Annotated in this window: 18 protein-coding genes and 1 tRNA gene; 9 read left to right on the top strand and 10 right to left on the bottom strand. The window is 34.9% G+C overall.

Annotated elements, in window-relative coordinates:
• Positions 1–43: 43 nt before the first annotated feature.
• Positions 44–187, bottom strand: coding sequence for a hypothetical protein (locus ACP7AQ_RS08510; protein WP_426095140.1), 144 nt, complete (start codon positions 185–187; stop codon positions 44–46).
• A gap of 41 nt (positions 188–228) precedes the next feature.
• On the opposite strand from ACP7AQ_RS08510, the gene ACP7AQ_RS08515 reads away from it, so the two are divergent.
• Positions 229–816, top strand: coding sequence for a Uma2 family endonuclease (locus ACP7AQ_RS08515; protein ID WP_426095141.1), 588 nt, complete (start codon positions 229–231; stop codon positions 814–816).
• A 115-nt stretch (positions 817–931) separates the two neighbouring features.
• Here the strand turns inward: ACP7AQ_RS08515 and ACP7AQ_RS08520 are convergent, their stop codons facing one another.
• Positions 932–1,522 (bottom strand): thymidine kinase, encoded by a 591-nt coding sequence (locus tag ACP7AQ_RS08520; RefSeq protein ID WP_039108599.1) that lies wholly within the window; start codon positions 1,520–1,522, stop codon positions 932–934.
• Positions 1,523–1,770: 248 nt separating this feature from the next.
• Here ACP7AQ_RS08520 and ACP7AQ_RS08525 point away from each other — a divergent pair, with 248 nt between their 5' ends.
• From ACP7AQ_RS08525 to ACP7AQ_RS08555, 7 genes are all read left to right on the top strand, one after another.
• Positions 1,771–2,850 (top strand): hypothetical protein, encoded by a 1,080-nt coding sequence (locus tag ACP7AQ_RS08525; protein ID WP_426095142.1) that lies wholly within the window; start codon positions 1,771–1,773, stop codon positions 2,848–2,850.
• Positions 2,851–2,926: 76 nt separating this feature from the next.
• The gene (gene rsmI / locus ACP7AQ_RS08530) at positions 2,927–3,640 is read left to right on the top strand and encodes a 16S rRNA (cytidine(1402)-2'-O)-methyltransferase (RefSeq protein ID WP_426095143.1); all 714 of its coding nucleotides are present in this window, start codon (positions 2,927–2,929) and stop codon (positions 3,638–3,640) included.
• Positions 3,641–3,642: 2 nt separating this feature from the next.
• A complete protein-coding gene (locus tag ACP7AQ_RS08535; protein WP_426095144.1) occupies positions 3,643–4,695 on the top strand; it encodes a flavin monoamine oxidase family protein in 1,053 nt (350 codons plus the stop codon).
• A gap of 13 nt (positions 4,696–4,708) precedes the next feature.
• On the top strand, positions 4,709–5,053 hold the full coding sequence (locus tag ACP7AQ_RS08540) for a HopJ type III effector protein (RefSeq protein WP_426095145.1): 345 nt from the start codon (positions 4,709–4,711) through the stop codon (positions 5,051–5,053).
• A 116-nt stretch (positions 5,054–5,169) separates the two neighbouring features.
• On the top strand, positions 5,170–6,861 hold the full coding sequence (gene recJ, locus ACP7AQ_RS08545) for a single-stranded-DNA-specific exonuclease RecJ (protein ID WP_426095146.1): 1,692 nt from the start codon (positions 5,170–5,172) through the stop codon (positions 6,859–6,861).
• A gap of 9 nt (positions 6,862–6,870) precedes the next feature.
• Entirely contained in the window at positions 6,871–8,139 is a 1,269-nt protein-coding gene (locus ACP7AQ_RS08550) for an MFS transporter (RefSeq protein WP_426095147.1), read from the top strand.
• 353 nt (positions 8,140–8,492) lie between these two features.
• On the top strand, positions 8,493–8,639 hold the full coding sequence (locus ACP7AQ_RS08555; RefSeq protein WP_426095148.1) for a hypothetical protein: 147 nt from the start codon (positions 8,493–8,495) through the stop codon (positions 8,637–8,639).
• A gap of 56 nt (positions 8,640–8,695) precedes the next feature.
• Here the strand turns inward: ACP7AQ_RS08555 and ACP7AQ_RS08560 are convergent, their stop codons facing one another.
• The 5 genes from ACP7AQ_RS08560 to ACP7AQ_RS08580 form a co-directional block, all read right to left on the bottom strand.
• Positions 8,696–9,427 (bottom strand): hypothetical protein, encoded by a 732-nt coding sequence (locus ACP7AQ_RS08560; protein ID WP_426095149.1) that lies wholly within the window; start codon positions 9,425–9,427, stop codon positions 8,696–8,698.
• Positions 9,428–9,590: 163 nt separating this feature from the next.
• The gene (locus ACP7AQ_RS08565) at positions 9,591–10,343 is read right to left on the bottom strand and encodes a UDP-2,3-diacylglucosamine diphosphatase (RefSeq protein WP_426095150.1); all 753 of its coding nucleotides are present in this window, start codon (positions 10,341–10,343) and stop codon (positions 9,591–9,593) included.
• 4 nt (positions 10,344–10,347) lie between these two features.
• A complete protein-coding gene (locus ACP7AQ_RS08570) occupies positions 10,348–10,812 on the bottom strand; it encodes a 6-pyruvoyl trahydropterin synthase family protein (protein ID WP_426095151.1) in 465 nt (154 codons plus the stop codon).
• Between the two features lie 33 nt (positions 10,813–10,845).
• Positions 10,846–11,019 (bottom strand): hypothetical protein, encoded by a 174-nt coding sequence (locus tag ACP7AQ_RS08575; RefSeq protein WP_426095152.1) that lies wholly within the window; start codon positions 11,017–11,019, stop codon positions 10,846–10,848.
• A 6-nt stretch (positions 11,020–11,025) separates the two neighbouring features.
• Positions 11,026–11,793, bottom strand: a complete 768-nt coding sequence (locus tag ACP7AQ_RS08580; RefSeq protein ID WP_426095153.1) for an enoyl-CoA hydratase/isomerase family protein — start codon at positions 11,791–11,793, stop codon at positions 11,026–11,028.
• A 125-nt stretch (positions 11,794–11,918) separates the two neighbouring features.
• Here ACP7AQ_RS08580 and ACP7AQ_RS08585 point away from each other — a divergent pair.
• A tRNA-Ala gene (locus ACP7AQ_RS08585) sits at positions 11,919–11,995 on the top strand.
• Between the two features lie 107 nt (positions 11,996–12,102).
• On the opposite strand, the gene ACP7AQ_RS08590 is transcribed toward ACP7AQ_RS08585, so the two are convergent.
• The 3 genes from ACP7AQ_RS08590 to ACP7AQ_RS08600 form a co-directional block, all read right to left on the bottom strand.
• Positions 12,103–12,786: a restriction endonuclease gene (locus tag ACP7AQ_RS08590; RefSeq protein WP_426095154.1), complete on the bottom strand. Its 684-nt coding sequence runs from the start codon at positions 12,784–12,786 to the stop codon at positions 12,103–12,105.
• An 88-nt stretch (positions 12,787–12,874) separates the two neighbouring features.
• Entirely contained in the window at positions 12,875–13,519 is a 645-nt protein-coding gene (locus tag ACP7AQ_RS08595) for a hypothetical protein (RefSeq protein ID WP_426095155.1), read from the bottom strand.
• Complete coding sequence (locus ACP7AQ_RS08600; protein ID WP_426095156.1) at positions 13,516–14,364, bottom strand: HNH endonuclease; 849 nt, start codon at positions 14,362–14,364, stop codon at positions 13,516–13,518. The genes ACP7AQ_RS08595 and ACP7AQ_RS08600 overlap by 4 nt, the downstream gene beginning before the upstream one ends.
• Positions 14,365–14,400 lie beyond the last annotated feature (36 nt).

Here is a 14,400-nt window from a genome sequence, read left to right on the forward strand (position 1 = left end):
CATTCTCGGCTTTCTCTCCTTTGGAGAGGGTTGGGGAGAGGATTTACTTCTCCTGATCTTTCCGCATCGTGTGATAATACGCGGCACGGCTCAACGGTTCGTATTCTTCTGTTTCGCCTAACATGACGAGTTTATCATTTTCTGTTTTAGAAGAATTGTAATTCGACGGATTTTCAATACAAGACAAAATAGTATGTTTTTTTAGTAACTTTGTAAAAAAGAAGTTTTATGATAACGGATATCAATCAATTAGATTTAAATAAAACCTATTCCTATGCTGATTACCTAACTTGGCAATTCCAGGACAAACTAGAATTAATTAGAGGAAAGATATTTAAGATGAGTCCCGCACCAAGTACAGCGCATCAAAGAATTTCCGGAAAATTGCATGGTCGTCTTTTTAATTTTTTCGAACCGCACGTCTGTAATCTTTTTGCGGCTCCATTTGACGTACGATTGATAGACAAAAAAAAGTCAACGTTAGACCAAGAAATTTATACGGTGATACAGCCTGATTTGTGTGTCATCAGTAATGATTCGAAAATAGACGAACGAGGCGCTATTGGTGCCCCCGATTTGGTTATAGAAATTCTATCGCCCGGTAATTCGAATAAAGAAATGAAGTATAAATTTGATTTATATGAAGAAGCAGGAGTTCTCGAATATTGGATCGTAAACCCAGCAGATAAAACGGTTTTTATATATGTTTTAAAAGAAAATCAGTTCATAGGAATGCATCCACTAATTGAGGAAGACACCATTCAAAGCAAATTATTTCCAGAATTAGACTTTAAATTAGAATACATCTTCAACTGAAAAAAGACAAATCCTTTCGGAATTCTAAACTTTGAAAGGGTTTTATATTTTCAATACTTTTATATTTCAATCCATTCATGGCTCCCTCTCCTTTGTATAGGGTTGAGGAGAAGATTTACTTCTCCTGATCTTTGCGCATCGCGTGATAATACGCGGCACGGCTCAACGGTTCGTATTCTTCTGTTTCGCCCAGCATAACGAGTTTATCATTGTCGGTTTTACGGAAGCTGTAATTCGCGAGATTTCCGGTGCGGGTACATACGGCATGCACTTTGGTCACATATTCGGCAGTTGCCATTAAGGCGGGCATGGGACCAAAAGGATTTCCCTTGAAATCCATATCCAATCCAGCAACAATTACTCGGATTCCCTGATTAGCCAAGTCGTTACAAATTTTGACAATTTCGTCATCGAAAAATTGCGCTTCATCAATGCCTACCACATCACAACCCTGCGCCAAAATAGCGATATTTGCGGCGGCTGGAACAGGTGTAGAACGAATTTCATTGGCGTCATGCGAAACTACCATATCGTCATGATAGCGTGTATCAATTTCAGGTTTGAAAATTTCGACTTTTTGCTTGGCAAATTGCGCTCTTTTTAAACGACGGATTAATTCTTCGGTTTTACCCGAAAACATGGAGCCACAAATGACTTCAATCCAACCAAATTGTTCTTTATGATTTACTGTATTTTCGAGAAACATTTTGTATTTTTCTGACTTAAAAAATGAATAGTTTTTATTACTTTGTAATAAACAAATCGACTTAAAATTTTTATACTTTTACGTCGTTTCAAAAGTATAAAATTTATATCAAATCGGAGATTTGCAAGCACTTATTTAAAAAAATAAAAATCTCCCGAGCAAAGATTCGCTTTTCTGAATACGGTACAAAAAGTAATACAAAAAAGCATCAAAAAAGACCCGCCTAACACCCTGTAATTTTAACAATTATGAAAAAAAAATTGGAAGCCGATTTAATTAGCATTGCACACAGAATATTACAATTAAAAAATAAATCTGACATCAATCAATTATATCTGGAAACACGGAAGTTATACGAAAAACTTTCTGTCTTACGATTTGTAGACGAACATTTCAGTGAGGCGAAACCAACTATTGGTCTTACTGAAATCAGTAAAGAAATAGAATCTATTTTTGATACAACCGAGTCAGTTCAACCAGCAGCAGAGCCTTTTACAGAAGAAATTGTTGTAGAAAAAACAGCCGAAACGACTTTGGAACAAACAGAAGAAACAACTCTTTCTGTTGAACAAGAACCAGTTACAATAGAGGAGGAAAGCCCTATCGAAGAGGAAGAAACGGTAACGGAAGAAGTAACTTTGGAAGAAACAGTTGTTGATGATACCATTGCTGAGAAAACTATCAAAACACCGCTGGAACCAAGCGAAGAAATACTTGATGAGAGAGACAGAGTAGAAGAAACATTTGCAGAAAAAGAAATAGTTACAGCTACGGAAGTCGAAATAGCGGATGAAATATCGGAATCGGAAGCACCATTTAAACCTACTTTTAAATTATCACAAGACAAAGAAGTAGAAATTAAGTCGGAATTGCCTAAGAAAGCTGAGGCGGTTCAAATCTCTTTTGAAGATTTATTAGGAGGCAATTACCATGACACGCTTTTTGTAAAAAAACAACAAATAGAAAATATTCCAACTGCAATAGTTATTGAAACTCCAAAAGAAGTAGTAGAACCTACAGAGCCACTATTAGAAAATGATTCATCAGAATCTGCCGAAAAAACGGAACCAAAAACAGTTTCGTTGAACGAAAAATTAGCCAAGGGAATTAATATCGATTTGAACGACCGTTTAGCATTTATAAAACACCTTTTCGGCAACAGCAGCGAGGATTACAACCGCGTTTTAAGTCAACTTATCACGTTTGATACATTCTATGAAACCCGAGATTTTGTTCAGGAAATGGTCAAGCCCGATTACAACAACTGGGACGGAAAACAAGATTATGAAGATCGATTCATGGATATTATAGAGAAGAAATTCTTGTAAATTTAGTTGCACTTTTCTGAATATTCCTTTCAACAAATACAGATTTAACCTAAAATTTGTATTTAATTACTTATCTATGTCAAAATTATATATTGTTCCTACTCCAATCGGCAATCTCGAAGACATGACTTTTCGTTCGATTCGAATTCTTAAGGAAGTTGATTTGATTCTAGCCGAAGACACGCGTACGAGCGGAAAATTGTTAAAGCATTTTGAAATCGGCACGCACATGTACAGCCACCACATGCACAACGAGCACAAAACCATCGAAAATTTAATATCGAGATTGAAAGCCGGAGAAAATATCGCTTTAATATCCGATGCGGGAACGCCTGCGATTTCGGATCCTGGTTTTTTATTAACTCGCGCTTGTGTTGAAAATGGCGTTGAAGTAGAATGTTTGCCAGGCGCAACAGCCTTTGTTCCGGCATTAGTCAACAGCGGTCTACCCAATGACAAATTTATTTTTGAAGGTTTTTTACCCGACAAAAAAGGGAAACAAACCCGTTATTTAGCATTAGCAGAAGAAACCAGAACGATGATTTTATATGTTTCTCCACATAAATTACTAAAAACTTTAGCAGAATTCATCACTTATTTTGGAGAAGACCGTGCGATTTGTGTTTGTAGAGAATTATCAAAATTGCACGAAGAAAATGTTCGAGGAACAGTACGAGAAGTTTTGACTCATTTTGAAAAAATAGCTCCAAGGGGAGAAATTGTTGTGGTTGTAGGTGGAAAACCAATAACAAAAGAACCTAAAAAATCAAAATTCTCAGCTGAAGAATAATCATGGAAAAGGAAAAAGTTATTCTAATTGGTGCAGGACTTTGTGGACTTTACACCGCTTTTTTACTCCAAAAAAAAAGAATTGAAGTCTTGATATTAGAAGCCAATATCCTAATTGGAGGTCGCATAAAAACCATATCCGGCACAACAGGCGTCACGATGGAAATGGGTGCGACTTGGTTTGGAAACCAACACAGCCATCTTTTAGAAGTACTCCACACTTTAGATCTCCCCTATTTTAGACAATATACCCAGGGCATTTCTTTATTTGAAACGATGTCTTTTGTACCACCACAAAAATTTGAAATCTCAGATTCTGAAGAACCTTCTTTTCGGATTGAGGGCGGAACAGCAACGATAATAAAGAAATTAGTATCTGAAATTGGAATACAACATATTAAAACACAAACCAAAATAGTCTCAATAAAAGAGGAAAAAAATCAATTAATCTTAACGAATTCAAGCGGGAATAGTTATTTAGCTAATAAAGTGATTAGTACCATTCCACCGAATTTGTTAGTGAATTCGGTTGTTTTTGAACCTAGATTGCCAGAGAATTTTACACAACTAGCCAAGAAAACACATACTTGGATGGGCGAATCCATTAAATTCGCTGTGGAATATAAAACTCCTTTTTGGAAACAGAATCACTATTCCGGAACTTTATTCAGCCAAGCCAGCATAATTCAGGAAATGTACGACCACAGCACCGCTGATAATTCTGGTTTCGCATTGAAAGGATTCCTGAACGCTGGAACCGCAGTCCTATCTTTGAAAGAACGCAAAGAAAAAGTAATTGCGCAATTGACTACTTTTTTTGGGCCAGAAGCCAACGAATATGTCGCCTATTATGAGAACGTTTGGCGGGAAGAACCCTTAACGTTTCAACCTTACGAGCAATTGGTATTGGCACACCAAAACAACGGACATTCTTTATTTAAAATCCCATTACTAAACGGAAAATTATATGTTTCCGGTGCAGAAACAGCTACTAAAAATCCAGGTTATATGGATGGAGCTATTTTTGCCGCGAAAACAATTGCTTCTCAATTCTAACAATTAAATCAATATGACTATAGCCGCTTTTTTAGAAAAATTAACAGAAACTCCTGAAGCCATCAACTTTTTAGAAACCATTGCGGTTATTGAAGCAAATTACGATTTTACGCCTACAGCATTTGAGAACGGACTGCAACACAATGCCGCAGGAGACAATTCAGGATCCTGTAAATTGTTTGCTTTCGCCGAAATTCAAAACCTATCTGAAGCAGCTACATTAGCTTGTTTTGGAGCATATTACTGCGAAGATGTTTTAAAAAATCCAAACGGGACAGATCATCAGAATATTCGTAATTTCACGAAAACTGGTTGGGATGGAATTGCATTTTACGGAAGTGCTTTAGTATTAAAATAAAATAGTTAAACCGCTAATTCATAAATTAAAAAGACAAAACTAATTAATGAATTAGCGGTTATTCTTTTTAAAAGTTTCTAAAATCCTAATTTCAAAATCTAAAATCCCAAATTAATATGCGTTGGACCCTCAAACAAAAACCTTCTGAAGATACTGTAAAACAGTTGGCGAAAGCTTTGAATGTCGAAGATTTTGTCGCCACTTTATTAGTGCAACGCGGTATTGAAACATTTGAGGATGCCAGACGATTTTTTCGTCCGAGTTTAGATGATTTGCATGATCCGTACTTGATGAAAGATATGGAAAAAGCAGTCGCCCGAATCGAAAAAGCGATTGAAAATGACGAAAATATTCTTGTTTTTGGCGATTATGATGTCGATGGCACCACAGCAGTTTCACTCGTTTCTTCCTATTTAAAAACCTATTATGCAAACGTGGCAACTTACATTCCGGATCGTTATGATGAAGGGTACGGAATTTCTTTCAAGGGAATTGACTTTGCTGATGACAATGGATTTTCACTTATTATTGCTTTGGATTGCGGTATAAAATCTATCGATCATGTGGCTTATGCAAAAGCGCGAAATATCGATTTTATCATTTGTGACCACCACAGACCGGGAGAGTTTTTACCCGAAGCCATTGCCGTTCTCGACCCAAAAAGAGACGATTGTACTTATCCGTATGATGAATTGTGCGGTTGCGGAATAGGTTTCAAATTAATTCAGGCTTTGGGCCAAAACCGAAATGAAACTATCGATGATTTGATTCCGTATCTGGATTTAGTTTCGGCTGCGATTGCCGCTGATATCGTCCCGATGACTGGCGAAAATCGGGTCTTGGCTCATTTTGGATTGCAAGTTATTAACACTGATCCAAGACCCGGAATCAAAGCCATCATCCATCAAATAAAAAAACAAACTTTAGATATTACCGATGTTGTTTTTATCATCGCACCCCGAATAAATGCCGCCGGACGCATCAAACATGGCAATCATGCGGTAGAATTGTTAACCGAATTTGATTTTGAACAAGCCCAACAATTTGCTTCTGAAATTGAAGCCTATAATTCGGAGCGGAAAGATTTAGACAAATTAATTACCAAAGAAGCGTTACAACAAATTGAAGAAAACAATGAAAAAAAACGTTTTACCTCCGTAGTTTTTCAAGAAGATTGGCATAAAGGCGTGATCGGAATTGTCGCTTCCCGACTAATTGAAACCTATTATCGTCCGACACTTGTTTTTACCAAAAGTGGTGATAAATACGCGGCTTCGGCACGTTCCGTAAAAGGATTTGATGTCTATAATGCACTCGAAGCGTGTACCGAGCATTTGGAACAATTTGGCGGTCACATGTATGCCGCTGGAATGACTTTAAAAGAAGAAAACTATAAAACCTTCAAAGATGCTTTCGAGAAAGAAGTTGAAAGAACCATTCATCCTGATATGTTGACGCCCGAAATTGCAATTGATGCGGAGATCGATTTTGCAGATATTACTCCAAAATTAATACGAATACTGAAACAATTTGAACCGTACGGACCACAAAATATGACTCCTATTTTCTTGACCAAGAATATCAAAGACACCGGTTATGGAAAACCGCTTGGTCAGGATGAAGAACATTTAAAACTTTTTGTCAAACAAAATAACTCTGAAGGTCTTGCTGCAATTGGTTTTAATTTGGGAAATAAAATTGAACTGACTACTCATCAAAAACCTTTTCAAGCCGTGTATTGCATAGATGAAAACGAATGGAAAGGCAAAATAAGTTTGCAATTGCGATTGCGAGATATTAAAGAATGATTCTTTGTTATGAAAAAAAAAGATCCTTATTCGGCGCTGCGTTATAAAGAATTCAATATTTTTTTGTTATTGCGTTTTGCCATGGTTTTTGGCTGGTCGATGCAGTTTATCGTCATTGAATGGGAAGTTTACAGTTTGACCAAAAATCCGTTGTCGTTAGGAATCATTGGATTAATGGAAGTCATTCCAGCCATTTCTATGGCTTTATTTGCCGGACACATCGTCGATCAAAAGGAGAAAAAAGGATTGCTTTTCAAATGCATTTTAGGATTTTCAATTATTAGTTTGGGCTTGTTTTTATTTACTTGGCCACCCTTTATAAAAGACTTTTCTACCCAAACTATTTTATATTCCATTTATTTTTTTGTGTTTTTAGGCGGATTGGTTCGTGCTTTTCTTGGCCCGACGATATTTTCTCTTTTGGCATTGATTGTTCCTAAAAAAGAATATCCGAACGCTGCCACTTGGAGCAGTTCTGTTTGGCAAATAAGTTCGGTTTTAGGTCCAGCCATGGCCGGTTTTTCGATCAATTGGATTGGTGTTCATTGGTCCATGTCAATTGTTTTAGGATGTTCACTACTTGCTTTAATGGCTTTGACCCAAATTGCAACAAAACCTATTTTGAATCCAAAAATTGGTGAACCCATTATCGAGAGTTTGAAAGAAGGCGTGAAATTTGTTTTTAATAATAAGACGATTTTAGGCGCTTTATCGCTCGATATGATTGCCGTACTTTTTGGTGGAGCCGTTGCGCTGTTACCCATTTTTGCACAGGATATTTTGAAAGTGGGTCCGCAGGGATTTGGTGTTTTGCGAGCCGCTCCGGCAGTTGGCGCTTTCTTGATGCTGATTATTTCTGCGTATATTCCTTTTACAAAAAATGCGGGAATGAAACTGCTGTCGGCAATTTTTGCATTTGGAATTTGTATTATTGTTTTTGGACTTTCGTCTATTTTTTGGTTGTCCGTTGCAGCTTTATTTTTAAGCGGCGTTTTCGACGGGATTTCGGTGGTGATACGCCAAACTATTTTGCAATTGAAAACTCCAGATCACATGAGAGGCCGAGTTGCAGCCGTCAATTCTATATTTGTGGGATCCTCTAATGAATTGGGTGCTTTTGAAAGCGGATTAACCGCAAAGCTGATGGGAACTGTTAGCGCAGTGGTCTTTGGCGGAAGCATGACACTGATCACCGTATTAATTACCGGAGCTGTATCCCCTACTTTTAGAAAACTGGACTTGCAAAAAGATATTGAGGAACATGAAAAGAGCGAATAATAATTAAATCTTTATAACTTACTATCGATAATCATTCGGTAAAATAATCTCAAGATTTCTTACCGGCTTTTTTATGTCTTTTTTATGTTTTATTATTTAGAACAAATATAAATAATACTTACATTTGTTTCAAAATGATAACACATGCAAGAAATAAAACAAATATATCATAACAATTTAGGCACGGCTTTTTACTGGAGAAAGGATAATGGCCTTATATTGAACAAAGTTCAACTGGTTTTTCGAGAAATGGGATTTTATTTTACCCATCAGGAATTGCAACTATTTAAACGCTGTATTGAGGACAGCTACAATCAAAATAAATGCTGCGACGATTGTGAACTGAAAAACAAATGCCACAAATTTTACTGAAAACGCCATGTTCTCAAATTGATTTGGCCGTTTCCATGGAAGAATTAAATGCCGTAAAAGACTTAGTGGAAGGGACTTTGTTTAAAATAAATCTGGATGAATATTTGCATGGTGCGGGAATGAATTAGGGATTGGAGTTTTTTTTAGACATACACGAAGTGGATACTTACTAAAGATGAAAAAATTAACCTTGTCCATTTACTGAAAAAGCATAAACTTTTCCAGTAGACAGATTTATTTTCATGTTAAAATATGAATCTCCTCCATCATGCACTTTTATAATCTTGGTCTGCCACCTATCAAAACTATAATTACTGTTTTTTGCTACACAATTAACCCATACTTCTTTCTCGTTATTCTCATTCATAATTGAAATACATTGTTTGAAATATTCATTTTGGTCAGAATGCCGATAAAAATATTTAGATTTTTTAATTTGATTCTGAATTAATAAAATTATTTTTTCTAAATCCTCAATATTTAAATCAGCGCTATTGCCTTTTTTAAATATATTTTCAAAATTTTTATTATACGTAAAAAAAGAAAAATCTTTATAATTTTTTAATTCACTACCAGAGTTTTTTGAGGTTAGATTCCCTTTTAATTTAATTTTAAACTGGTCATCTAAAAATTCAATATAACCATTTTTTAAAATCGCCTTTTTTATTTGTTTATCACGTAGAAAATAAATGGTGTCTTTTTTAATAGAATATTTGTCAGCATAAATATGTGGTTCTGCTATGGTCGCATTAACAGGAATGAATGACAAAACATAACTGCTATCTCTTAACATAACTAGCTTTGTAATATAACCTAATGCATCATTCTCAATATTTTCTGCAATAATTATTTTGTCTTCTGGATGATTACATCCTAAGCATAAGACAATTAAAAACATTGTTATTTTTCTATTCATATTGTTTAGATTGCCAATTACTCATTTAAACGTCTAACAAGAACATCTAAATCAAATATATACAAAAAGAAGACGCTAATGGATAACCACTAGCATATTTGTAAGTTTTTTTACACAGTCGAAACAAAAAAGGAAGGAATGGAAAAGAACCAATTAAAATTTATTAATACTTTTTAATCTCAAAATTTTCACCATCAAAAACACCATAGGTAAAATACGTAATCCAATCGCCTAGATTCACATATTCAGCATTTTCACCCACAGTAACTTTCATTGGCAAATGACGATGCCCAAAAATAAGGTAATTGTAGTGTTTGGTTTCCAGTTTTCTTTTGGAATAGAGAATCAGCCATTCATTGTCTTCGCCAAGAAAGGTCACATCTTCATCGCCAGAAATCAGTTTGTTTTTCACCGAAAGGTATTGCGCCAGTTTCACGCCAATATCCGGATGAAGCCATCTAAAAAGCCATTTAAAAAACGGATTTGTAAATATCTTTTTCATGCGTTTGTATCCTAAATCGCCGGGACCTTTTCCGTCACCGTGGCCAATTAGGAATGTTTTATCTCCAAAAGTATATTCTTGATTGACATGAAACACAGGAATATTAAGTTCTTTCTGGAAATAATCTTCCATCCACAAATCATGATTTCCCACAAAGAAATAAATAGGAATACCTGAGTCTCGGATTTCGGCGAGTTTGCCTAAAATACGAATAAACCCTTTTGGGATTACGGTTTTGTATTCGAACCAAAAATCAAATAAATCACCCAGTAGAAAAATAGCTTCCGCGTCGTCTTTTACCTCGTCGAGCCACGCTACGAATTTTTGTTCTCTAGGAAGACTTAATTCCGGTGTTGGTGCACCAAAATGCTGATCGGAGGCAAAATATATTTTTTTGTTATTGGGTAATTGCATGGAGTTACAGAATGGATTTCATATTATCGCTGGCAAACCATTCGGCGAAAGAAGAATCAGTTTCTTGTAATTTTAAGGAAAAAAGAGAGATTCCCTCCGGTAATCGGCTGATGATTCTTTGAGAAAAATCAACGACCATATTTTCGCTTGTTGGTTGGTACTCTACCAAAATAACGTGGTGTCCGCGGGTCATTAATTCGTTTGCCAATTCGATATGCGGCGTTGTTCCGTTAAAAACTGTCGCATGGTCAAATTGATCAACAATTTCTTCTTTCACAATATTCTTTAAATCTGTGAAGTCAATCACCATTCCAAATTTCACATTGAAACGATCTGTTATTGGAGTTCCAATTACCGTTACTGACAATTTATAACTATGTCCGTGAACATTTTTACATTTCCCGTCGTAGCCGTACAAGGCGTGTCCAGTTTCGAAACTAAATTGTTTTGTAATTCTGATATTGCTCATCGAAGTTTAATTTTGATGCAAATTTAATAATAATTATAGGTCTTTGTCTCTTTTTTTTGCACTGGTGTACATCCAGTAAGCCAAAGCAAGTAAAACAACAAAAGGAATAAAGGATCCAATAACAATCCCTATTTGATAATTGCTGTCTGTTGCATTTTTTAGTTTTTCTTCAATGTTTACTCGTTGAACAAGCATCAGAATTTTCATAACGAACTATTTTTTAAATTGTAATAATGCTTTTTTGGTAAAATCAGATAACACCAATCTTCCAGAAATAGCGGCTCTCTCTAACAAAAGTGTTTTCCATTCTTGGGCACCATCCCACAACACTTTTTTCATTTCGGCTAATGCTTCAGGATTATAACTGGATAATTTAGCGCTAAAATTAGCTATTGCGGCATCCAACGCTTCGATGGTTTCAAAAGTATTAGCATACAATCCTTTGGCTACGGCCCAATCAGCAGTTTTCCATTCGTGAGCTGCCAGCGTCATTTCGGCCATTGCCGTTTTTCCGATTTTCTTCGAAACGACAGGTTCTATTACAAAGGGACCAATTCCGATAGCCAATTCTGATAATTTTATTGATGCATTTTTTGTAGCCAATGCATAATCACAAGCGGAAGCAATTCCTACGCCGCCACCAACTGCTTTTCCGTGAATGCGCCCCACGATAAGCTTGGAACACAAACGCATTGCATTGATTAAATGGGCAAATCCAGAAAAGAACTCGGTTCCTTCTGATTCATTGGAAACAGCCAAAAGTTCATCAAATGAAGCACCCGCACAGAAAGCACCTGAGCCTTCACTTTGTATAACTATCACCGAAACAGTAGGATCGGCACTTAAATTATTGAATTCAGTGGTGAGTCGGTCTAACAATTCTCTGGGAAAAGAATTACTTGAAGGATGACCAAATGTAACGGTTGCAATTTTATTGTCAATAGTTGTGAAGAGTGAGCCTGTTGGGTTTTCTGATGCCATAGCGGGGATTTTGATGTAAAGTTAAAAAAAGTAAAGCAGGATTTGACTTTTTTTAAAATAGAATGGATTTGTATTTTGAAATTTGCTTTTTGGAAAATTTATATGTTATATTTGCCGTATAATTTGGGGGATTAGCTCATTTGGCTAGAGTGCTTGCCTGGCAGGCAAGAGGTGACGAGTTCGAATCTCGTATTCTCCACCAGTAAAATCAAGCCTTACAGCAATGTGAGGCTTTTTTATTTTATCTAAGTGCTCTTTTAGAGTGTACTTTTAGTAAATTTTGAGTTTAATAGAGCCCTCTCAATACTTTTATAAATTATCATCAGTGAAATTAATTTTTTGTTGATTTGGGTCGTCAAATGTTATTTCATGGTTCTCTTGAACTATACTAAACTCATATCCTTTTATTGTGTTTTTCCATTCAAAATCACAAATACAATCCCAACTTTCACCCAATTTTGCCATACCTTTTGCTCCACAAGATTGACAAATTATGTGAAGCGTTTTACAACTCCTACAATTACCTCCAATCCACCAATGTGCTTTCTCATCAATGACTACGGCTCCATCAGAATCCATTACAACACAATCTTTTTCACAATCATGACACATTAACCATTTTCCGTCAACAATTAAATCAGTTGCTTCATCAATAGTCAATATTAGGAAATCCAATCCTTCATGATTAGCAAATAATTCAGCTGGCATCGTCCATTCATTATTTGTTACAATTACTGCCTTATCAGCCTTTACAGATTTTGCAAGTGCTAAAATTTCTTCAACATCTTTAACATCAAGTTTAGATTTTCTCAATTTGGCATCAATCAGAATTTTTATTGTATGGTTTCCTAAACTAAATTCCCACCAAACATCTACTTGCCTTGCTTGACCTGTGACTCTATCAGGAATTGTTATGTTTTTCTTTACAGTTCCCATTTCAGACATTTGCTCATATAAAACGCCTACCGCCTCTTGATATTCTTGCCATTTCATTATCCAAAATATTTTTTTTTTAAAATATGTTAAAATTCTCCAACAATGTGAAGTCTAATGTAGAATTACTGAAAAATGAATTTTCAAATTATTTTAAAACTTTCTCAATTATTTTTAAGTGTTTATTAATATATTTGTCATTTACAAAGCAATTTACAAATCCTATAATTGCATCTTTGAAATTTGATTTATTGTTGATGAAATTATCCGACTCATATTTGTCCCAAAACTCGATGTTATCTAAATCCACTATTTTGTATGAAATTGTGCTTTCACTTCTTAAATAAGTTCCAAAAAAATAGCAGTCAAAATATAGACTTATATTATCAAAAGTTATCCTCTTTAAATCTCTCAAAACTTCATTAAGGAAATTTTCAAAATCTAAAATTTCATCCAATTTATTCTCACGTCTTTGACTTTCAGCTTTACAAATACTTGTATTCCTACTATTATGAATAGAATTTGAACATACATATATAAAATCATCTTTTAAGTTAATGTGTTCAGTTGCTAGATAATTCTTGTTTTGAAAAGTTAGTTTTTGTAAAAAATTCAACTTCGGAAAATGCTTACTACGGATTTTTTCAAATTTTTCGACCGTGCCATTAATTCTATAATCATTTGACATATAGAATTCTTTCAAAACAATTTTCGTATTAGAACCAACTAATTCAGCTTCAAAAATTTTTGAATTAGCCCCTCCGCCAATTTCCTCACCAATCGATTTAATCATGTCATATTAATTTTTTGTCTAAGTTCTTTTATAGATAAAAAATATCCATCAAATTGCTTGTGTAACATTCTATGACAATTTGCACATACTAAAGCCAAATCTTTCAATTTAGTTTCCGTTACTCCCGATTGTGAAATTGGGGTTTTATGATGACACTCAATGAACTCTATGCCGAATTTTTGAATAAATGAAAAAGTACATATTTCACATTTTAACAATCCACTGTGCAAGGCTAACAGCTTTTTTTCTCTGACGATACTCCTATCTCTTTCTCTAGCAAAATGTGTTACTAATCTTAGTCTACCCTCAATTACTGAAATTTCAGTGTCCGAATTGTCGATTTCATTTTCTATATTCTCTGTAAATCGGGTTGCGGATATAAAATCCTTTGTGAAATAGGGAATAAATTTATTCCATAAATCTTGAAGTAAAATATCGTAATTTTCAACATTAGAAATATTTCCTATTTCGCAAGCATTACCTTGACTAATACCTTGAAAATTAACTTTTTTCCACAATGTAATTGAGACTGGAATAGCTGTTAATATCTCAGTTTTTGCTATCACTTTTACCTTACGTCCATATTTAAAATTTTCTCTGTTTTCTTCGATGAGAATATTATCAATAGGTGCAACTAAATGGGTAAAACACTTTTGCCCATTTATATTCTGATGTATAGCAATTATTTCTCCGATTTTAGGACTTAAAACATTCCCTTTATGATGATTCGGAAAATGCAAAGGAAATTCTTCCTCGCATTCTAGTTCCATATAAGCATTTCCTACCTCAGAATTGGTTACGTTTTTAGCCCAAATTATATCAAATGGCGTATAAAATCTGTTCATTTATTGTACTATAATTTTGATTGAAAATTCATGCTA

This window comes from Flavobacterium sp. DSR2-3-3 (genome assembly GCF_049896585.1).
Classification (GTDB): domain Bacteria; phylum Bacteroidota; class Bacteroidia; order Flavobacteriales; family Flavobacteriaceae; genus Flavobacterium.

Bases quoted from the DNA above. Each gene is read 5' to 3' on its own strand.
- ACP7AQ_RS08580 (WP_426095153.1), bottom strand. From the start codon at position 11,793: ATGGCATCAGAAAACCCAACAGGCTCACTCTTCACAACTATTGACAAT.
- ACP7AQ_RS08595 (WP_426095155.1), bottom strand. From the start codon at position 13,519: ATGATTAAATCGATTGGTGAGGAAATTGGCGGAGGGGCTAATTCAAAA.
- ACP7AQ_RS08590 (WP_426095154.1), bottom strand. From the start codon at position 12,786: ATGAAATGGCAAGAATATCAAGAGGCGGTAGGCGTTTTATATGAGCAA.
- ACP7AQ_RS08570 (WP_426095151.1), bottom strand. From the start codon at position 10,812: ATGAGCAATATCAGAATTACAAAACAATTTAGTTTCGAAACTGGACAC.
- ACP7AQ_RS08540 (WP_426095145.1), top strand. From the start codon at position 4,709: ATGACTATAGCCGCTTTTTTAGAAAAATTAACAGAAACTCCTGAAGCC.
- rsmI (WP_426095143.1), top strand. From the start codon at position 2,927: ATGTCAAAATTATATATTGTTCCTACTCCAATCGGCAATCTCGAAGAC.
- ACP7AQ_RS08520 (WP_039108599.1), bottom strand. From the start codon at position 1,522: ATGTTTCTCGAAAATACAGTAAATCATAAAGAACAATTTGGTTGGATT.
- ACP7AQ_RS08600 (WP_426095156.1), bottom strand. From the start codon at position 14,364: ATGAACAGATTTTATACGCCATTTGATATAATTTGGGCTAAAAACGTA.
- ACP7AQ_RS08555 (WP_426095148.1), top strand. From the start codon at position 8,493: ATGCCACAAATTTTACTGAAAACGCCATGTTCTCAAATTGATTTGGCC.
- ACP7AQ_RS08575 (WP_426095152.1), bottom strand. From the start codon at position 11,019: ATGAAAATTCTGATGCTTGTTCAACGAGTAAACATTGAAGAAAAACTA.
- ACP7AQ_RS08525 (WP_426095142.1), top strand. From the start codon at position 1,771: ATGAAAAAAAAATTGGAAGCCGATTTAATTAGCATTGCACACAGAATA.
- ACP7AQ_RS08515 (WP_426095141.1), top strand. From the start codon at position 229: ATGATAACGGATATCAATCAATTAGATTTAAATAAAACCTATTCCTAT.
- recJ (WP_426095146.1), top strand. From the start codon at position 5,170: ATGCGTTGGACCCTCAAACAAAAACCTTCTGAAGATACTGTAAAACAG.
- ACP7AQ_RS08565 (WP_426095150.1), bottom strand. From the start codon at position 10,343: ATGCAATTACCCAATAACAAAAAAATATATTTTGCCTCCGATCAGCAT.
- ACP7AQ_RS08550 (WP_426095147.1), top strand. From the start codon at position 6,871: ATGAAAAAAAAAGATCCTTATTCGGCGCTGCGTTATAAAGAATTCAAT.
- ACP7AQ_RS08560 (WP_426095149.1), bottom strand. From the start codon at position 9,427: ATGAATAGAAAAATAACAATGTTTTTAATTGTCTTATGCTTAGGATGT.
- ACP7AQ_RS08535 (WP_426095144.1), top strand. From the start codon at position 3,643: ATGGAAAAGGAAAAAGTTATTCTAATTGGTGCAGGACTTTGTGGACTT.